Below are 19,837 nucleotides of genomic sequence, written 5' to 3' on the forward strand. Positions count from 1 at the left end.
ATCCTTGCAGCCATTGCCCGGCTCTGCCGGCATGCGCGGAAAAGAGCTGCGCTCAACTCTCCTCCTTGCCCGCATTCTGCTGCGCATCGATCGCCTTCATGTTGTCCAGCAGCTTGAGCAGGTAGTGCAGGGTGTGAACCATGTCATTGCTCGAGAACCCCTCGAGCGCCTGCTCGTAATAGCGGCCAATCGACTCGGCTGCATCGTGCTGCCACACCTGCTGCCCGGCTGGCGTCAATTGCACCAGACGGGAGCGTTTGTCTGCCGGGTCGGGCACGCTGTGCACATAGCCGGCGGCCTCCATGCGTGACAGCAGGCCGGTGAGGTTCTGGCGGCTCACCAACAGGTAGCGGGCCAGGTCGCCCATGCCCATGCCCTGCTCTGATTCGGGCCGCGACAGCGCGCCCATCACCGCCCACTGTTGTGTGGTCAGGCCCTGGGCTTCAACGGCCTTGGTCCCAGTTTTATGCAACATGTTGGCGCATTGGTAGAGCTTGAAATACAGACGATTGGCCAGGTCGGTGCGCAGTTGCTGCGGGTTTTCTCTAGGGTCTTTGGCGAGTTTGCTCATGATTCCGATATTGCCATGGCATGGCATTTGTGTAAATATATTGTCTAATTAAACGATGCAATGCAAAAGAAAGGTGGGATCATGGCACGTTTTGATGGGCAACATGTTGTAGTAACCGGTGGGGGTGGCGGCATTGGTGGGGCTACCTGCAAACGCTTTGCCGCTGAAGGCGCCCGGGTGACCGTGCTCGACAAGCAGCTGGGCGCCGCACAGGCGGTGGCCGATGCGATTGCAGCGGCGGGCGGCCTAGCGCAGGCGCTGGCCTGTGATATCACCGACCGGGCGAGTGTCGATGCGGCAGTGCAGCAGGCCGAGCAATGGGCTGCGATTGATGTGCTCGTCAACAACGCGGGCTGGGATGTGTTCAAGCCCTTCACCAAGACCCATGAGGGCGAATGGCAGCAGCTCATTGCCATCAACCTGGTGGGTGCCCTGCACATGCACCACGCGGTGCTGCCGCACATGGCAGAGCGCAAGGCGGGGCGCATCGTCAACATCGCGTCTGACGCGGCGCGCGTGGGCTCCTCAGGCGAGGCGGTGTATGCCGCCTGCAAGGGCGGGCTGGTGGCGCTGTCCAAAACCCTGGCACGCGAGCATGCCCGCCACAACATCACCGTGAACGTGGTTTGCCCCGGCCCCACCGATACCGCCTTGTTTGCCAGCTACAAGGAGGGCGCGGGCAACCCCGACAGGCTGCTCGAGGCCTTTACCCGTGCGATCCCGCTGGGCCGCATCGGCCAGCCCGAGGACCTGCCCGGCGCAATCCTGTTCTTTGCCTCGGGCGACGCCTCCTATGTGACCGGCCAGGTCATCAGCGTATCGGGCGGCTTGACGATGGCCGGCTGAAGGCCCCCCCCAATAAATAAGGAGACTGGTATGGAATTTGAAGACATCCTCTACGACGTGCGCAACCATGTGGCCTGGATCACCATCAACCGGCCCGAGAAGATGAACGCCTTTCGCGGCACCACCTGCGACGAGCTGATCCGCGCGCTGAACAAGGCGGGCTATGACAAAAGCGTGGGTTGCATCGTGCTGGCCGGCGCGGGCGACAAGGCTTTTTGTACCGGCGGCGACCAGTCGGCGCACGATGGCAACTACGATGGCCGTGGCACCATCGGCCTGCCGATGGAAGAGCTGCACGACGCCATCCGCAATGTGCCCAAGCCGGTGATTGCCCGCGTGCAGGGCTATGCGATTGGCGGCGGCAATGTGCTGTGCACCATCTGTGATCTGACGATCTGCTCGGACAAGGCCATCTTTGGCCAGGTAGGCCCCAAGATGGGCTCGGTCGACCCGGGCTATGGCACGGCATTCCTGGCGCGCGTGGTGGGCGAGAAAAAGGCCCGCGAGATCTGGTACCTGAACAAGCGCTACTCCGGCGAAGAGGCGGTCGCCATGGGCCTGGCCAATATCTGCGTGGCGCCAGAGCAGCTCGATGCCACCGTGCAGGAATGGGCCGAGACTATCTGCGAGCGCAGCCCCACCGCGATTGCGATTGCCAAGCGCAGCTTCAACATGGACACCGCGCACCAGGCGGGCATTGCCGGCATGGGCATGTACGCGCTCAAGCTGTATTACGACACCGACGAGTCGCGCGAAGGCGTGGCTGCGCTCAAGGAAAAGCGCAAGCCCGATTTCCGCAAACACGCCAAGTAACGCAGCCTGCCGCAAGAGGTGTCCATGAATCCGTACTTGAACGATGACTTGATGAGCCTGGCTGCATCGGTGCGCCGGTTTGCCGATGCGCGCGTGGCGCCGGGCTTTTTGGAGCGCGACCGGACCCGCGTGCTGGACCGTGCCCTGATGCGTGAGATGGGCGCCATGGGCCTGATCGCCCCTGAGCTGCCCGAGCAGCTGGGCGGGCAGGGCCTGGGTTGCCTGGCCGCTGGCGTGGTGCATGAGGAGCTGGCGCGCGCCGATCTGAGCATGTCCTATGTGCCGCTGCTGGCCTCGCTCAATGCGCAGATTCTGGCCGCCCACGGCCAGCCGGAGGTGGCGGAGCGCTGGTTGCAAAAAATGGTGGCGGGCGAGGCGCTGTGTGCCATTGCGCTGACCGAGCCGCGCGGTGGCTCGGACGCGGCCAACCTGCGCCTGCGCGTAGAGCGCGATGCACAAGGCTATGTGATCAACGGCGAGAAGACCTCGATCTCTGCCGCAGACCAGTGCGATATCGCCGTGGTGTTTGGCCGCACCGGCACGGTGGAATCGGGCGCGCATGGCGTGACGGCGTTGCTGGTGCCGATGGACTTGCCTGGCATCACGCGCAGCCGCTTGGATTGCCATGGCCAGCGCGCCATTGGCAGGGGCTCGCTGTTTTTTGACCATGTGCGTGTGCCGCTCTCGCATCGCCTGGGTGAGGAGAACCAGGGCTTTGTGCAGGTGATGCAGGGCTTTGACTATTCACGCGCGCTGATCGGCTTGCAGGTTCTGGCCGTGGCGCGTGCGGCGCTCGACGATGCCTGGCAGTACGTCACCCAGCGCCAGGCCTTTGGCAAGCCCTTGTCGGCGTTCCAGGGCGTGTCGCACCCTTTGGCGGATTTGGATACGCAGGTCAGCGCCGCACGCCTTTTGTGCCTGCAGGCGCTGTGGCTCAAGGACCAGCGCAAGCCCCACAGCGCCGAAGCGGCGATGTGCAAATGGTGGGCCCCCAAGCTGGCCTATGACTGCATCCACCAGTGCCTCTTGATGTTGGGACATGGCGGCTATGACCGGGGCGTGATGGAGCAGCGCCTGCGCGATGTGCTGGGCTTTCAGATTGGTGACGGCACCGCCCAGGTCATGAAGACCATCATTGCCCGCGACCGGGCGGGCAGGCAGGCCGTGCCGGCATAGCCGTGATTTGCTACCAAGCGCGGCCCACCAGCGCGGAGCCCCAACCCACAGGAGACAAGCATGCAATTTGATGCCGTATTGCTGGCGCCGCGCCGTGCGCAGATGCGCAGCCAGGGCTGGTGGCGCGACACTACCATCAACGATGCGCTGGACCAGGCGGCGCAGCACTGGCCCGACCGGCTGGCACTGGTGGCGCAGCGCACGGGCGAGGACACTGCGCAGTCCTTCAACTATGCGCAGTTGGCGCGCATGGCCGACCGCGTGGCCATCGGTTTGTGGCGACTGGGTGTGCGGCCTGCCGATGTGGTGGCCTGCCAGTTGCCCAATGTCTGGCAGTTCACGGTGCTGTACCTGGCATGCGCACGCATCGGCGCGGTGCTCAACCCCCTGATGCCCATTTTTCGGGAGCGCGAGTTGCTCTTCATGCTGGGCCACGGGGAGGCCAAGCTGGTCGTGGTGCTGAAGGACTTTCGCAATGTCGATTACGAGGCGATGCTCAAAGGCATTCAGCCACAGTTGCCGCAGCTCCAGCATGTGGTCGCCATCGGTGGTGCCGGTGTAGACAGTTTTGAGGCGCTGCTGACCCAGCCCGCCTGGGAGCGCGATGCCGATGCCGCGCAGGTCCTGAGCTCACACCGGGTCCCGCCCGATGCCATCACCCAGCTCATCTACACCAGCGGCACCACGGGTGAGCCCAAGGGCGTGATGCACTCCTCCAATACCTTGATGGCCAACATCAACGCCTATGCCGAGCGCCTGGCGCTGGGGCGTGACGATGTGGTGCTGATGGCGTCGCCCATGGCGCACCAGACCGGCTTTATGTACGGGCTGATGATGCCGGTGATGCTGGGCGCCACGGCGGTGCTGCTGGATGTGTGGAACGCCGCCACGGCGGCGCAACTGATACGGCAATGGCACTGTACGTTCACGATGGCGTCGACGCCGTTTCTGGCCGATCTGTCACGCGAAGTGGCTGCCAGTGGGGCGGTGCCCAGCCTGCGCACTTTTTTGTGTGCCGGCGCGCCCATCCCCGGCCCCTTGGTGGAGCAGGCGCAAACGGCCTTGGGCGCGCAGATCATCTCGGCCTGGGGCATGTCGGAGAACGGCGCTGTTACCACCACCTTGCCCGGCGATGGCGCGCAGCGCGCGGTGGAGACCGACGGTCTGCCCTTGCCCGGCGCCGAGGTCAAGGTGCTGGACGACCTGGGCCAGGAGCGCCCGCGCGGCGAGATTGGCCAGTTGTGGGTACGGGCCAACTCCAACTTTGGTGGCTATCTGAAACGCCCGCATCTCAATGCCACCACCGATGACGGCTGGTTCGATACCGGCGACCAGGCGCGCATGGATGCGCAAGGCTATATCCGTATCACCGGCCGCAGCAAGGATGTGATCATCCGAGGTGGCGAGAACATTCCGGTGGTGGAGGTGGAGTCTCTGCTCTACAAGCACCCGGCCGTGGCGCAGGCCGCGGTGGTGGCTTATGCGGACGAGCGCCTGGGTGAGCGGGCTTGCGCGGTGATCGTGCTCAAGCCCGGCGCAGCCGAGCCGGCGCTGGCCGATGTGACCGCGTTCTTGCGGACGCAGAAGCTGGCGCCGCACTACCTGCCCGAACGCCTGGTGGTGCTCGCAGACATGCCGGCCACGCCATCGGGCAAGATCCAGAAGTTCAAGCTGCGCGAGCAGCTCAAGGCCTAGACCGCGTCCGACGCGCCCGAGGAGCTGTCGCGGTTGCGCAGCACAATCGTTATCTGCCCGTTGGTCTCAATCGTCGCCTGCTCCACCTCGTAGGTGTGCAGGCAGCCTGCGCCGCGCAGCGCCGCTTTCAGGTCATCACTGGTGAGGAGTTCGGCATCCATCACCTGGCGGTTGACCTGGCCGTTGGATATCAATCGCTTGGGAATGCCATCGACCCAGCGCGACACCCGCCTGCTGCGGTAGCTCAGCTGCGCCACGATGGAGTGGCAGGCGATCAAAGTCGTGGCTGAGATCAGCCCGCCGATCAGCGAGTTGTCGCCTGCATTCATCGAGTTCTGCACGGCGTTGGACAGGATCAGCAGCAGGATGAGATCGAAGGGGTCGTATTGCCCAATCTGGCGCCGGCCGGTCAGCCGCAGAAACACCAGCAGGAATGCGTAGACGACAAAGCCGCGAACGACAAATTCCCACCAAGGAACACTCATAGAGAACATGGCATGACTCCTCAAGCTGGGGGCGGGCAGCGCCTGCATGAACCCTCGGGCTGCCCACTGACCCGGCCATCATAGTCCGCAGTGGCCGCCGGGCGCGATACTGCCGCGTACGCTGGCAGGCCCCGGCATCGTCGTCTTTTTTCGCCAGTTCCGCTGACGCATCAGTGCCGCGCGTGCATGGGGCGGGCCCCATAAATAAAAAGGCGCCAGTGTTGGCTGGCGCCTGCACAGGGGAGGTGGGCTGGGTGGATTACATGCCCTGTCCCAGATCGGAGATCAGCTGTGCCGACAGGTAGAGGCGCCGCGCGATGGGCTCGGTCAGCACATACTCGGCCAGGTTGGAGTGGTAGTTGGCGCCGGGCAGACCCAGACCCTCAATGACTGGCTTGCCCGACAGCGCGGCATAGGCAGCGTCCGAGCCGCCACCGCCGCGCGTGGTGTACATCTGCGATTTACCGCCCACATCGGCATAGATGGTGATCGCCTTCTGGATCAGCTTGACGCCCTCGTCGTTGGCGTTGAAGGCGGGGCGGCCCCGGGTCAGGTTGATGTCGATGGTGGCGCCGTGCACATGGGGCGTCGATGCGGCTTTGTCGAGCATGCCCTTCATCAGGTCCAGATCCTCGTTCTTGCCATAGCGCACGTCGGCATTGACCACGGCCTTGTCCGGGATGATGTTGGTGGCGCTGCCGCCAGCGGTCATCGTGGTCCAGTTAAAGCCGCGTTCCTTGGATTTGTCCTGGATGTCCTGCGTGCGCAGCACCAGGGCCGAGGCCTCGGTCAGCGCATTGATGCCCGCCTCCGGTGCCACACCTGCGTGCGATGCCTTGCCATGCACCACCGCCTGTACATAGGCAATGCCGGAGGTCGCAGTGCCAAAGCCTTCTTCCAGGCCGGAAGGCTCGTAGGACAGCACATAGTCGTGCGAGGCGGCCAGCTTCTGGATCAGGTCGCGCGAACCGAAGGAGCCCTTTTCCTCATCGGTGTTGAACATCACCGTGATGGTCTTGAACTTGCTGAAATTCTGCGCCTTGAGCAGGCCCAGGCTGTGCAAGATGACGGCGATGCCGCCCTTGGCATCGGCAATGCCGGCGCCATAGGCCTTGTCGCCTTCGACCTTGAAAGGCGCCGTAGCCAGGATACCGCTCGCATACACGGTATCCATGTGGGCCATCAGCAGCAGGCTCTTGGTGCCGCTGCCCTGGAACGTGCCGACAATGTTGTCGCCCACCACACCCGCCTCTGCCTTATGGCGCACCACATTGGCGCCGAGTGCCTGTAGGCGGGCTTCGAGGTAGTTGCCCATCTGCGGAATGCCAACGGGGTCATTGGTACCTGTCTCGATGTTGACCAGCTCCTGCAGTGTTTGGAGGACGGCCGCCTTCTCGGCCTGCGAAGCCTGGTCCAGCGTGGCGTTGTAGCGCAGCGAGGAGGCGCTGCTGTCGGAGCAGCCCGATACGCTCAAAGAAAGGGCCGCAGCAGCGGCGATGGCCAGCAAGGTTTTTTTCATGTTCATTTTGGGTGTGGGAGGAGACCGCGGAAAGGGTCACGGGATTGTCATGCGACGGATGCAAGGATAAGAACGGCACCCCGTCAACGCGGTCACGGCTGAGACAAGCGCTGTGGCCATTGCCCCCTGTCATCGCATTGGCCCATTCCGGGCTGCCACGGCGCGATGCCGGCGCTGACGACGCGGATGCAGCGATATGGCCATACCCATGGTCCTGCGTGACCACGGCCAAGCAATGGGTTTCGTTGTCTCCATCGTTGATCGTGTAGCCGTCCGCGGCTGCGGCACTACCTTCCCCTGGGACCGAATCAGAGCGCTCAGGTCGACGCAAAGAGGACACTCCTTGCCTGCGTTTGTGCAGCCATCGCCCTAGGGTGTCGCCCCAGGGATAGGCTGGCGAATGCCGCCTAGGCTTCCCGTTCTGGTGCGTGCAGCAGATTGCGCCCCGTATGGCGATTAAGCCATCCCGCACAGCCCGCACATGGCCTGCACCGCTGCTGCACCAGACACAGCCATGCGGACTTACTGGCGGTCGCGGCGTTCGCCATGTTGGCCTTCACGAAGCTGCGGGTGGGCGCTTGACTGCGCTTGCTGGTGCATCTGTTGCTGGCGTATTTGCGCTGCTTGTGCATGCTGTTGGGCTCTTATTTGTTGTTGCATCTGTTCATGTTGGGCGCGTTGCTGCGCCATCAGTTGTTGGCGTGATTGCTGCTGCTCGGCCCGTTGCTGCGCCATCTGCTGTTGGTGCATCTGGTCTTGCTGTGCGCGCTGCTGTGCCATTTGCTGCTGGCGCGCTTGCGCTTGCTGTGTGTGCTGTGCTTCCAGGGGTTGGCCGTGTGCTGGCGGCTGTGCCATCGGTTGTGGCATGGTCAACCCGCCGGGCCGTTGATGGGCAGGTTCCGGGGTTGTCTGGGCATGGGAGTCTGGAAGCGGCTGCATGGGTGCCACGGCACTGGGGCGGACCATAGGCTGCACGCCCGGGCTGATTGGCATCTTAGCCGGGTCGATGGTCTGGCGTTGGCTGAGTGCGTAGCCGCCTGCCGCTGCTACGCCGGCTGCCAGCGCGCCCCCGTGGCCGTCGGGGAGCTCGCCAGTGGTCATTGCAGGTCGGGCTGACTCTGCCACTGGAGCCGTGTTGACTACATGCACATGGGTGCTGTTGTGGATGTTTTCCACAACGGTGCGGGAGTTGGATATGTAGGTCTGGTCGTTGTAGACAACGGCTGGACGAGCCAGAGGTGGGGGTGGGCGCTTATCCCTGATCCACTAGCCAGACTGACCCGGCTCTCCCCAATGCAAATGCAATGCGTCTTCCTTTTAACTTTACGTTGTCTGCGCTGGAGGAAGGCAGCCTCGAAAAGGACGATGACCTCCACGATCTCTGGGTCCGGCTGACGTCACGGATGCAGGGGTGGGTGATTCTCCGAGGCTTGCCTACATGTGATGTTTCAATAGCTTGTTCAGCTGGACAAGTCTGGCAAACTGGTGTGACCACGCTTCAGCAACTCCGAGGAATTCTGCCGGATGAGCAGCCTTAAGAATTCGCGCGTATCTGCCAAGCCATGGGTATCAAATACACCTTCAAACGGCCCTATGGCCCGCAAACCAATGACAAGGCCGAGCGTTTCATCCAGACGTGCCTGCGTGAATGGACTTACGGGTGCATATGGGAGAACAGCCAAGAGCGCACTGCGTGGTTCCCCGCCTTCTTGTCTTACTACATCGCCCGAAAACCGCACTCAGCCTTCGGCCGCAAGCCTCCAGCCTCCCGACGTGGATTGAACAACCTATTACAGATCAACAGCTAGGTTTGCGCGCTGTACTTCGGTACCTCACCATGCAACTTCGTGGCTATCTCAGGTTGATGGCTCGCTGGCTTGAACTCCAATGTCGGCACTTGGGCGTGTTCGCTGGCTATAAATTGTGTCCTGCAGTCGGTTAGCCTTGCGAGATGCATGCGCGCTACCCTTGTAGCCACTTCCCCACTCGTTTCCCCCGGCCACGCCTTTCAGGGGTGGAGGGTGGGGGGTACCGGATGCAGGAGGTATGAGTGCGCTGCGATCGTGGGAGCTAGGAGGAGGAGATAGTGGCTGGATTGCACTGTATGCGACCTGTGTGCTCGCTCCGGCTTCACTTATGTATGTTCAGCATTTCTTTAAGTTCAGGGCATGGTAGCTATGACTATCTTCGTGTCAATAGCTGTTATGCAAGGTACACTTCATGTATCGAACACTGAGTTGATTTGTATGAGTGCTTACTTAGAGTTATTCGGTACCGCTTTATCTCCCAGATCTCCTGTTGGGGCACTGTTAATTGGTGCTTTGATTCTGGGATTGATACTTGTCGTCGTCTTGTTGATACGTAGAAGTGTCCGACACGTAGCACTACACCTATCAGACACTACGGCATTGCAATTTGTGAGCGAGTTTGCACAGCTATTAACTTGCGTCTTTGGGTTTGTTCTCTACGCGCATTTAATACCGGAGTTGAGAGCTTTGGGTACAGCGCTACTTGCAGGAGTAAGCGTTGTGTCTGTAGTTGTCGGGATGGCAGCTCAGAGTACGCTGGGCAACGTAATTGCTGGCTTTTCATTGGTGCTATATAGACAAATTCGTGTTGGGGATACTATTCAAATTAATTCCCCTCTTGGGGTAGTGACCGCTAAGGTTGAAGTCATCTCTCTAGGGTTTACGCAGTTGATTAATGCTGACGGGCATGAATTAATTGTGCCCAACAGCGTAATGATGGGTAATTCTATTATAAGATTGAGCCGCGGTCTCTGATCATTAGTATTTGTTTGTTAGCTCCCTCCCTGTAGGCTATTTATGATTTATCGGCACCCGAGGAGGTCTAGGCGATTTTTTTGGATGCGTAGACTTTGGAAGTGCCGCCTAGGTTTTTCGTGCTGCGCTGTGGTAACTCTGCATGCAACCTCGGAACAAGAGCAGTTTGATAGCTCTCTGGCTTGACTTTCGACTCCGCACTGGGCATGTTCACAAGTTAGGTACCGTGTACTGCAGCCGTTTAGCCTTCCGGGGTGCAGGAGGTTCGAGTGCGCTACCAGGGTTAGTCATGGCGCACTTGTTATGCTAAGGTGAATCTGCGTCTCCCTTGGATGGGGCTGTCTGGCTCAGCGCTCTGTGATTCACTTGCACCATGATGCTAGCCTGGGGGATGGACGCTTGTTTCCGTCATTCAATGATCGAGACGGTCGGAGACAGACAGCTGCCAGTAATGCTTTGGCTGCTTTCGGGCTTGAGCCAACTATTTTGCAACTCATGCATGCGCTTCGTAAGGGGAGCGCTTCCATCGACGCAGGAAGCAATAGCCATAACAATACACAACATGCCAGCAGCAACCACCGAGAACCCGATACTTGGCACTACTGCCCAGCTTCTCGATCCTTGCTCATGCACGGCGGTTGATTTCTTGCACCAATAAATGATGGTTGTTATAGTGAGCAGGGCCGGACAGCCTATGTTCTTCATGGAGGAGGGCAAGCATGCACTCATGGGTCATCGCCCGTATTTCCTGGATCATAAGCATGGACGATAGGTCTTGCGCTACGAGGTTGTGGTTGTTTCTGACTATTTTTTCGAGCTTGGGCACTTTGATGCCATGTTTCGAATCTTCTATATGGACTCCAGAAAAAAGAGCATAATTTTATACAGCCTTCGGAGAGTCAAGCTCTAAGAATTGCTGCCCTAATTTAATCGAACCTGAAATTTCCCATGCTACACATCTTGAGCAAATGATGCTGGTAGTCATGGCGACCTGCATCTACCGTGTGAATTCCATCCCTCCTAATTAAAGGCTTCATTTGGAGGGCCAATAGATCGTGCAGCGACGTATCAGTTTGTGGATCTTCCAGCATACTGAGCATCATGGGAGGTGCCGTAATAAAACGCGATAAGGGAATGCTTAGGCTTGCACCCGAAAATAGAAAAAGCCTCCCCTGCGCCACTACGGCACTGGTGAGGCTTATTGTTTATTAACTAACCTGTCAGGCGCGGCGACGGAAGCCCACCAAGCCCAGCATCGCAGCCAACATGGCCAGTGACCAGGTTCCCAGCGTCGGCACAGGGGTTGCAGCAGGCAGCGCAGTGACAGTGATGGACTGAGTCACAGGCTCAGCCACCGTGAAATAGTCGTTGCCTTCCTGGTTGGCTTCAATGGTGCAGGTACCCGTTGTCAGCACGCGCACAGAGCTTCCAGCCACTGTGCATACGGTAGGCGTCAGACTGGTGTAGCTCACCGCCAGGCCAGAGCTAGCCGTTGCAGCAGGTTCCAGCGTAAAGCTGTTGCCCGTCACCACGCTGTGGGCAGACTGGGACGGGAAGGTGATGGTCTGCGCGCTTTGCACGGTCACGCTCTGAGTCACCTGCGCGGCAGCGTTGAAAGCCACTATGCCCACAGTGCCCCCCGGCTGGTCGGCAGCGATGGTGCACAGACCACCAGCCAGTGGCGTCACCGTGGTACCTGATACGGTGCAGATGGATGGGGTTAGGCTTGTGTAGCTCACCGCCAGGGTTGAGCTGGCCGTCGCTGCCGGGTCAATGCTGAACGCCCCATCGGCCACATTGCGCTGCAAGGTCTGTGCTGGGAAGGTGATGCTTTGGTCCGGTGGCGCGTCGATCTGCATGCTTTGGCGCACCGCAGGTGCGGGGTCGACGTCGTAGGTCAGACCACCTATCGTTTGGGTACCCGCTGCGGCGTTGGCCTCGATCGTGCACAGCCCGGTCACTGCCGGTGTGACCAATGTAGCAGCGCCTGTGGTGGAGTCCACCGTGCACACGGAGGGGGTCACGCTGCTGTAAGTCACTGGCAAATTGGCACTGCTGGTGGTTGGCGGCGTCGGGTTCCAGGAAACCGAAGCGCCATTCATCGCCGAATAGGTACCAGGCTCAGGTGCCAGAAAGTTGATGACCTGCTTAGTAGGATCGAGCTCGGCCAGACGTGCAATTCCACGGCGCGCCATGCCGGCAACGCTGGTGAACTTCCCGCCCAGATAGACGGTTCCATCATTGTTGGGCAGCACGGCCCATACCCAGCTATTGGCGCTAAAGGAAGTATCGAACTCGGTATCTAACGAGCCATCCGCATTGAAGCGCGCAATACGCTGGCGCGGAGCGTCGGTCAGGACAGCACCATTGACAGGGTTGGTCACACCGGCCCGGCCATAATCGCCACCGACCACAATCTTCTGCTCGCCACCCACGTTCTGCAGGGCCACCGATGAGGCCCACCAGTTCACATAGGACTGGAAGCTGCTATCCACCGTGCCATCGGTATTCAAGCGCGCAATGCGCCAGTGTATTTCATCGGCATAGCGATGCGTGCCGCCAGCATATACGATCTTGCCGTCATCCTGCAACGCCAGCTGATATACAGGCCAGGAGCCGTCCCAAGCGCCATTGCGCCCTGCAATGGCCTGACCAGCGTCAAAGCTGGTATCCACGGAACCATCGGTATTCAGGCGCGCCACGCTCATACGATTGACGCCATTGACTTGCGAGAAAGTTCCCGAGATCAGAATCTTGCCGTCTGCCTGCAGCTTGACATCTTCAATGCCATTGTTCGGGCCGGTGCCGACGTTGAAGCTGGCATCGAGCGTGCCGTCCGCATTCAGACGGGCCACCCGGTTGGCGACCGTGCCATCGACACGGTTGAAATAACCACCAATAATGATCTTACCATCTGGCTGCAGCGCAATGCCACGCACATTGCCATTGGCCTTGACCGAGCCGGCTGGTGCATTCTGGAAGGCCGCATCCAAAGTGCCATCGGCATTGAGGCGCGCAATGCCCCAGAAGGTGGTGAAGCTGGCAGCGCCTTTGGGCTTGACTGACGTGAATTCGCCGCCAATCAGCAGCTTGCCGTCTGGCTGCACCGCAATGGCCTTGACGAAGTCATTGGTCGCCACCTTGAAGCTGGTATCAAGCGAATCGTCGGTATTGAAACGTGCCACGCCCTGGTAGCCAGCTTGGCCTTCCACGGTGTTGAACAAGCCACCAATAACCACCCGACCACTGCCGTCCTTGACCATCACCATGGTCTCCAGATTGGTGCCTCCTCCAGAAGCGAACGTATCTGGAGCGTATACCGCCCCATAGGCCATGCCGAGCGCGCCAGCGAGAGCGGTCACTACAATACTTTTGAGTAGTGTTTTAATTGGGGCTGAATGATTAAAGTTAGTAGGCATGTCGTTGTTCCATTTGGCATTAGCAGTAAAACTCAGTTGAAATTTTGTCTATGTTTGCTATTTTGCTTTTTTGTTTTTCTTGATATTCATTTGCTTTTTGTTATTGTCTCAAGATTAAATAAATTCTTGATGAAAATGGCTGTTGTGATAGAAAAAATAACATGCAAATCTCTGCATCAAGAAGTGGGTGGCTCACCACTGACATGCCTGCCTTTAACCACTTCTACCGCCAGTTTTAAGTCGCAAATGTGGATTTTGATTCGCTCAGGTTATTCACAGGCGTACTTATCCTTCCACCCCCTTAATTGATCGCGTGCAAACCGTAGATTGGCTCAGGCAAACATCGTCTGCACCTTGTTGTCGTTCTTCGACATGCCACAGCCAAGCACCTTGTTGAATCCGGCGTGCTAAAGCAGGCGGATGAGGGGCATGGGTTGATTTCCAACACAGAAGTGATCCACCAACTTGATAGGGTCAGATTACGTGGTAATCAACAGTGTGGGGCTGGTGCAGCACCCACATCCGCGTGCGTCGGCAGTTACCCAATAGCACGCTGATCAGTGTGCTTAACGCCGGGTGTCACCCATTTCCGAGTTTCAATTTTTTCGCTTTAACGCGTTCGCAGATGCCGGCCGCTTGCGCCTAGCTTCGGCATGCGAGGTGGTACCTAGGCATATTTCTCAGGTACTTGGACTATGGGGGTAGCGGCTAGGTCTTTCGAGCTGCGCATCGGTAACTCCTCGTGCAACCTCGGCGCTAGCGTGGTTTCATAGATCTTTGGCGCTGGCCTACACACCCGGAAGATATTGCGCCGTTTGGACTGGTCGCACCGCCTGGTCCCGCAGGGTTCGACGGCAGCTCGTCCTTTCAGAAAAGAGCCGAATGCTAAATCTTGTGATTGCTGCCAACCCTGATGCTCCGCTGCATCGCGTACCATCATCCATACGTAGGGTTTCTGAAGAGCATGCTCAGAAGTCGTTGCGATTTGATCTGTTTGTAGGCTAGGTAGATGGGGCCCAGTAGCAGCATCCATAGCCATGTGGCTTCCCCGAATTCTTCAATTTGTCCGCTGGCTGGGTTACGAAATCGCATGATGTGGGCTGCCGCTGGTTTCAAAGACACTTTGTCAAGGTGGAAGATGAAACCTGAGGTGGTTTATGGGAGCGAGAAGGCAGTTCAGCTGAGAGTCCAAGCTTGAAGCAGTCAAGCTGGTTAAGGAGCGAGGCGTGGCGGTGGCGCAGGCAGCACGCGACCTTGATGTGCACGAGAACGTGATGCGCAAGTGGATACGCGATGCGACGGTCGACCCGCAGCATGCATTCCCCTGGCAAGGGATCATGAGGCCCAGCAGCCAACGCAGTCCGGCCGGTGAGGTGCTCGGCAGCCAGGTGCGCCAAAGCTTTCTGGGCAGCGACCGCATCTATGTCGCGCGGCGCGTGTGGCATGACGTGCTGGCACTGGGTCAACAATGCGGATTGCATCGCATTGAACGGCTCATGCGAGAACAGCCCCTGCGCGCGAAGCCACGACGTCGAGGCTTGCCGCAGGACCGAGACCAACGCAGCGCCATCGCCGACAACGTGTTGGACCGTCAGTTCCAGGCCGATGCACCCAACCAGAAATGGGTGGCCGACTTCACCTACATCTGGACGGCCGAGGGCTGGCTATATGCCGCTGCGGCGCTGGACCTGTACTAGCGTCGCATCGTTGGCTGGTCGATGCAGGACAGCATGACCTCGCAACTCGTGGCCGATGCGTTGATGATGGCCATGTGGCGCCAGGGCAAGCCGGTGGCGTTGCTGCATCACTCGGACTAGGGCAGCCAATACACCAGCGAGCACTTCCAGGAATTGCTCAAGGAGCAAGGCATTACCTGCAGCATGAGCCGCGCGGGCGAGGTCTGGGGCAACTCGGCAATGGAAAGCTTCTTCAGTTCATTGAAGACCGAGCGCACGGCCAAGAAAGTGTATCGCTCCAGGGAGCAGGCTCGTGCTGACGTGTTCGACTACATCGAGCGGTTCTACAACCCGACGCGTCGTCATTCCACGCTCGGCTATGTCAGTCCGATAGAGTTCGAGAAAGCTCAAGAAGCTGAGGTCAGTGTCCATGATTCCGGCAGCAGCCCAATTTGCTGTAGTCTCTACTCGGTGCGTTTTCTATTCCACGAACGATGGAAGAGAGCATGGCGAGCTCGTTTTCGGTTGGGGGGCCACTGTTTATGGTTAAGGTCATCCCTGCGTCTGCGAAGACTTCGTTAGCGCTTGATATTCTTGCGCCTCTAGTTTGTCCATCTACATCTCCAAATTTGCCGCGGCGCGGCTAGCTCATTGCGTATTCTGATAGAGATTGCGTGCTTCATGGGCGAGCTTTGTCACCGCAATGCAAGCGACTGCCAATCTGAGGTAGGTAGGGCGATAGGTAGCATTGGACCGATTGCGGCTCACCCATGCCGGATGCTGCTTCTTAGCGGCGAGGATGGCTACTTTGTGAACTTCAAATTGGCAGATTGCTCACTGTGGGTGCCTAGCTGCAGTACGGTTGTCGTTGCTCTATACAATGGTGCTGAACATTGCCCCTACCCCGGTTGTCATGGCCATAGCGAAGGTGCCCCAGAACGATACCCGGATAGCGCTCTTGAGGACTGGCGTGTTTCCCACAGAGGCAGCCGCAGCTCCGAGCATTGCTAAGAAAATTATGGCTGTCGCGACAATCCAATAAAGCAGGCTGCTTTGAGGTGCGAGCAGCACCACTACTAAAGGCATTATCGCGCCTGCGGCAAAACTTGCCGCTGATGCCAACGCCGCTTGCACTGGACGAGCATTCAAGGTCTCGGATATGCCTAATTCATCTCGTGCATGAGCGCCCAATGCATCGTGAGCCATTAGTTGTGTGGCAAGCTGATGATCAAGACCGCGTTGAATGTAAATTGCTGTGAGCTCCTTGTGCTCTGCTTCTGGATTGTTTAATAGTTCTTCCGACTCTAGTGAAAGATCTGCTTTTTCTGTATCAGCCTGAGAATAAACAGATACGAACTCACCTGCAGCCATGGACATAGCACCTGCAACTAGAGCCGCAATCGCCGTGGTGATGATGCTGGCATGACTCGCACTGGCTGCAGTTACTCCGGCGATCAGACTGGCAGTAGAAATAATGCCATCATTTGCTCCTAATACGGCAGCGCGGAGCCAGCCAATATGTTCAGTGCGATGAGCCTCAAGATGGGTGCGATAGAAAAGCTTGCTCATAGTCAAATATAGGGTTGTGTAATTCTATTTACTAGCTTATGCGCGATTCGCTGGAAGCATGCGAGTGAGAGTGTTATCTCGCATTATATAATGATGAAAAAGAGCTGCTGCTGCATGCCCGGCAATAAGGTAATAACCTAGGTTGCCAACCGTCTCGTGTACATCTTTCAACTGACGAGATAGTTGGATATCTGGGTTGATTACGCTAGGTATAGATAAGCCAAAGAGGACGATCGGCTTTCCTGACGCGCTCAAAGTGAGCCATCCCAGTAGTGGCATAGCAAACATAAATAAGTAAAAAGCGTAATGCATCGCACTCGCAAGCCTGGTTTGCCATTTAGATGGTGGTGGCACAATATCAGGCCCTACCCCAGATTGACTGCGAACAAGAATTCTTATAAAAACCACCGCTAAAACGCTCAGGCCCAAAAGAAAGTGCAATGACTTCATGACATCTCGTGCAATATTTCCTTTGGGAAATAGTCCATGCAGTTCCATGCTCGCATACACTGCAACGATGAGAATTACGGTTAGCCAGTGCACAAATATAACCCACTAGCTATATCGTTGTTGCGAATTTTTAATGCTCATGTGAAACATCTCCGGTGATCAATTGAAAAAGGCTGCTAGAAGATATGCCCATAGTATAGGTGGATGTGCTGCATTCTATTTCGACATCCACTTAAGCGGGCGAGTATATGAATGCGAAAGATTATCAATCGCTATCACTGCCTAGCCTTATCCGCTGCGTGATCATTTAGACGTAGCTGGGTTATGTAGACCTTAACGCATTAGGTGAAATAGAGGCAATGTCACCTGAGATCGTTTCTCCCAGTGCGGTACTGGCGACGATGGACGAGTAGATGGGTGAAGCACTGGTGTACGTGGAGGCTTCAGAGGTTCAATGATTGTTATCTTGTTGAAATATTTGATAAATATCGAGGATGCTATGGCATAGTAACAATACGTACTACCGCAAGGATTTCTAATGAGCCAGTCACTCACTCATCCTGTTCGTAACGCCATCGCTCTGGCTGTTCTATCCCTCTCTTGTACAGCCTACTCTTGGGCCGCCTGCTCTGATGCAGCGTCAGGCAATCCTGCTCTAACGGCCTCCGCAGGCAGCACGTGTAGTGCCGGTCTCACAGCCTACACTGGCAATAATGTGGCAGGTGCATATCAGGATGGTTCAGTACTGAATCTACAGGCCGGCACCAGCATCACGACCACCAGCAACTCCGGTACCTACACCCTGAGCTCAGGAGGGATGAATATTGGAGGCATCGGTGCGCAACCGGCTGCTGCGTTAGTTCATGCGCTAGGTAACTTGAATGTCACATCCCGTGGAGCCAATAGCCGAGGCGTATACATCTATGGCGGTGCAAATGCTGCCAGCCAACAATCCAAGTTGCAGGTGGATGGAAATCTCGTAGTGATGCGCTCACTGGGCGCTGGTGGGGCTGTAGTACAGAACGTCGGTGGCGTAATAGATGTCACAGGCAACATGCGCATTGGTGCGGATGCCTCAACCACAACCCCAGCGCCGGTGGATGGAATTCGTAACAGCGGCTCAAGTGGCACCGTTGGAACTAATCTGTTCAACAATGGGCTTACGCTTTATACCTCTGCCACTGGCATTTCGAACAGTGCTGGGTTGATTCAGGTGCTAGGGTCATCCGCCAGCGTCAATAGCACTGCAGGCACGGGCATCAATATTTCTGCTGGGACTATCGATATGCCAATACCAGCATCAATCATTAGTGGAACCGGTACTTCAATCATTGCCAGTGGAGGGCAAGTTGCGCTGGGCAATAGTTCGCCTACATCGGCTAATCCAGCAGCAGGAACGAGCCTTATCACCATTGGTACGCAGCCGGTGACGGTACAGGGTGCCAATGGGATCCAAGCTGTAGCCGCTGCGGGTAACACGGTTGAAGTGCATGGAGGCAATGTAGTTGCCACTACTGGTGACGCGATCGCAGTGAACTCTACGGCTGCGGCCAACAGTATCAACATCCTTGCAGGTCAGCTGACTGCTACCTCAGGCCGAGCGATTTTTGATGGCCCGGGCAATGGCAATACCAGCGTCACTTTGGCCAGTGGCGCGGTTGTCAGCGGCAACGTCGTTCTGGGTGACGGCTCCGACAGCCTCACGATCAACGGCACGGATATCAGTCAGATAACGCTAGTTGATGGAGGAGATGATGTCTCCCTTGCGGATGGATACATAGATCGCCTGACCTTGGTAGGTATCAATGGTTCGCAGCCCGGCTCCAAATTTCTTAACTGGGAACGTATCAGTTTAACAGGCAATAGTGACCTATCCTTGACTGGCAGCACTTTGGTTGCCGGCGGTGGCTCTGTGGCGGGCGAGGCTATGGGCCTTGTGGTGGACGCAGGCAGTAGCTTACGTGTGCAAGAAACGGCCTTTACCGTTAGCAGTGATTTAAGCAATCAAGGCCAGTTGGTTCTGACCAATGGCCAGGCAGGAGAGACCTTGACGGTCACAGGTAACTACACTGGTGGTGGCAGCTTGGCTTTGGACACCGTGCTGGGAGACAGCAGCTCTGCTTCGGATGTTCTGCACGTCTCGGGAGGCACGACGGGTACAACCATTTTGCAGGTTAATAATCTGGGTGGAACGGGCGCGCTTACTACCGGTGATGGCATCCTGGTTGTGCAGGTTGACGGAAGCTCTTCGGGTACGTTTGCCTTGCCCGGTGGGTCACTGATAGCCGGTCAGTTTCTCTATTCTCTCCAGAAGATCGGTAACAACTGGTACCTGCAATCCCAGGCTAATACGGGCACGGTACAGGTGTCCAAGACGGTCGTGGGCCCAGAGGGTGCTCCAGCATTTAGTGGCAGCATTCCGTTCACACTCACCTGTGTCTCGCCCGACCTCAGCCAGCAAGGCAGCATCGCCGTCGTGAACAATGCAGGCGCAGCCGATCCGATCACGGTTACTGCTGGCAGCTCCTGCTCGGTAGCAGAGGGTGCGTTGCCTGCTGCGCCAAGTGGTTATGGGTGGGGAGCTGCCACGCTGCCCGCAGCGACTGGGCCTGTGCCATTGGGAGGCAACTTGACTCTGGTCATCACAAACACGCTCGTCAAGCAGAATACCCCGACTGCAACCCCCACACCAGTGCCTTCGCTCAGCCAATGGGCACTTGCACTGCTGTCCTTGGTCGTGGCTGGCTTCACCGCGATGGGCTTGCGCCGCTCCAGAATGCGCTGACCTGTTGAGGGTGGAGACTGCTCGTTGCCCCAGGCGGTACTCGTCAGCTC

General features: G+C 57.9%; 14 protein-coding genes and 2 pseudogenes. 8 read left to right on the forward strand and 8 right to left on the reverse strand.

The window, feature by feature from the left end; genetic code table 11:
• Positions 1 to 52 precede the first annotated feature (52 nt).
• Positions 53 to 571, reverse strand: coding sequence for a MarR family winged helix-turn-helix transcriptional regulator (locus tag ACPEE1_RS06710; RefSeq protein WP_116927119.1), 519 nt, complete (start codon positions 569 to 571; stop codon positions 53 to 55).
• Between the two features lie 81 nt (positions 572 to 652).
• Between ACPEE1_RS06710 and ACPEE1_RS06715 the strand changes: the two genes are divergently transcribed.
• From ACPEE1_RS06715 to aliA, 4 genes are read left to right on the forward strand one after another with little or no spacing between them, the layout of a single operon-like run.
• Positions 653 to 1,417, forward strand: a complete 765-nt coding sequence (locus ACPEE1_RS06715) for a glucose 1-dehydrogenase (RefSeq protein ID WP_182343181.1) — start codon at positions 653 to 655, stop codon at positions 1,415 to 1,417.
• A 30-nt stretch (positions 1,418 to 1,447) separates the two neighbouring features.
• Positions 1,448 to 2,230, forward strand: a complete 783-nt coding sequence (badI, locus tag ACPEE1_RS06720; RefSeq protein WP_182343179.1) for a 2-ketocyclohexanecarboxyl-CoA hydrolase — start codon at positions 1,448 to 1,450, stop codon at positions 2,228 to 2,230.
• 24 nt (positions 2,231 to 2,254) lie between these two features.
• On the forward strand, positions 2,255 to 3,406 hold the full coding sequence (gene aliB / locus ACPEE1_RS06725) for a cyclohexanecarboxyl-CoA dehydrogenase (RefSeq protein ID WP_116927121.1): 1,152 nt from the start codon (positions 2,255 to 2,257) through the stop codon (positions 3,404 to 3,406).
• A gap of 60 nt (positions 3,407 to 3,466) precedes the next feature.
• The gene (gene aliA / locus ACPEE1_RS06730) at positions 3,467 to 5,101 is read left to right on the forward strand and encodes a cyclohexanecarboxylate-CoA ligase (protein WP_423935639.1); all 1,635 of its coding nucleotides are present in this window, start codon (positions 3,467 to 3,469) and stop codon (positions 5,099 to 5,101) included.
• Here aliA and ACPEE1_RS06735 read toward each other — a convergent pair.
• From ACPEE1_RS06735 to ACPEE1_RS06745, 3 genes are all read right to left on the reverse strand, one after another.
• The gene (locus tag ACPEE1_RS06735) at positions 5,098 to 5,595 is read right to left on the reverse strand and encodes a DUF421 domain-containing protein (protein WP_116927123.1); all 498 of its coding nucleotides are present in this window, start codon (positions 5,593 to 5,595) and stop codon (positions 5,098 to 5,100) included. The genes aliA and ACPEE1_RS06735 overlap by 4 nt on opposite strands.
• Positions 5,596 to 5,845: 250 nt before the next feature.
• The gene (locus tag ACPEE1_RS06740) at positions 5,846 to 7,111 is read right to left on the reverse strand and encodes a glutamate carboxypeptidase (protein ID WP_232539418.1); all 1,266 of its coding nucleotides are present in this window, start codon (positions 7,109 to 7,111) and stop codon (positions 5,846 to 5,848) included.
• A 516-nt stretch (positions 7,112 to 7,627) separates the two neighbouring features.
• Positions 7,628 to 7,972, reverse strand: a complete 345-nt coding sequence (locus ACPEE1_RS06745) for a hypothetical protein (protein ID WP_423935641.1) — start codon at positions 7,970 to 7,972, stop codon at positions 7,628 to 7,630.
• 674 nt (positions 7,973 to 8,646) lie between these two features.
• Between ACPEE1_RS06745 and ACPEE1_RS06750 the strand changes: the two are divergent.
• Positions 8,647 to 8,913 (forward strand): annotated as a pseudogene (locus ACPEE1_RS06750) (integrase core domain-containing protein); the annotation flags it as partial.
• A 369-nt stretch (positions 8,914 to 9,282) separates the two neighbouring features.
• Positions 9,283 to 9,888 (forward strand): mechanosensitive ion channel family protein, encoded by a 606-nt coding sequence (locus tag ACPEE1_RS06755; protein WP_260720184.1) that lies wholly within the window; start codon positions 9,283 to 9,285, stop codon positions 9,886 to 9,888.
• Positions 9,889 to 10,296: 408 nt separating this feature from the next.
• Here ACPEE1_RS06755 and ACPEE1_RS06760 read toward each other — a convergent pair whose 3' ends face one another.
• Positions 10,297 to 10,605 (reverse strand): hypothetical protein, encoded by a 309-nt coding sequence (locus tag ACPEE1_RS06760; RefSeq protein WP_423935643.1) that lies wholly within the window; start codon positions 10,603 to 10,605, stop codon positions 10,297 to 10,299.
• A 503-nt stretch (positions 10,606 to 11,108) separates the two neighbouring features.
• Positions 11,109 to 13,250, reverse strand: coding sequence for an IPTL-CTERM sorting domain-containing protein (locus ACPEE1_RS06765; protein WP_423935645.1), 2,142 nt, complete (start codon positions 13,248 to 13,250; stop codon positions 11,109 to 11,111).
• 1,265 nt (positions 13,251 to 14,515) lie between these two features.
• Here ACPEE1_RS06765 and ACPEE1_RS06770 point away from each other — a divergent pair.
• Positions 14,516 to 15,388: pseudogene (locus tag ACPEE1_RS06770) on the forward strand (IS3 family transposase); the annotation flags it as partial.
• Between the two features lie 468 nt (positions 15,389 to 15,856).
• Here the strand turns inward: ACPEE1_RS06770 and ACPEE1_RS06775 are convergent.
• The gene (locus tag ACPEE1_RS06775; protein ID WP_423935647.1) at positions 15,857 to 16,552 is read right to left on the reverse strand and encodes a VIT1/CCC1 transporter family protein; all 696 of its coding nucleotides are present in this window, start codon (positions 16,550 to 16,552) and stop codon (positions 15,857 to 15,859) included.
• A gap of 36 nt (positions 16,553 to 16,588) precedes the next feature.
• Complete coding sequence (locus ACPEE1_RS06780; RefSeq protein WP_332839213.1) at positions 16,589 to 17,095, reverse strand: cytochrome b; 507 nt, start codon at positions 17,093 to 17,095, stop codon at positions 16,589 to 16,591.
• A gap of 445 nt (positions 17,096 to 17,540) precedes the next feature.
• Here ACPEE1_RS06780 and ACPEE1_RS06785 point away from each other — a divergent pair, with 445 nt between their 5' ends.
• Positions 17,541 to 19,787, forward strand: a complete 2,247-nt coding sequence (locus tag ACPEE1_RS06785) for an IPTL-CTERM sorting domain-containing protein (RefSeq protein ID WP_182343165.1) — start codon at positions 17,541 to 17,543, stop codon at positions 19,785 to 19,787.
• Positions 19,788 to 19,837: the final 50 nt, after the last annotated feature.

The sequence above is a fragment of the Comamonas sp. 23 genome, from assembly GCF_049601575.1.
Lineage (GTDB): Bacteria > Pseudomonadota > Gammaproteobacteria > Burkholderiales > Burkholderiaceae_C > Comamonas > Comamonas squillarum.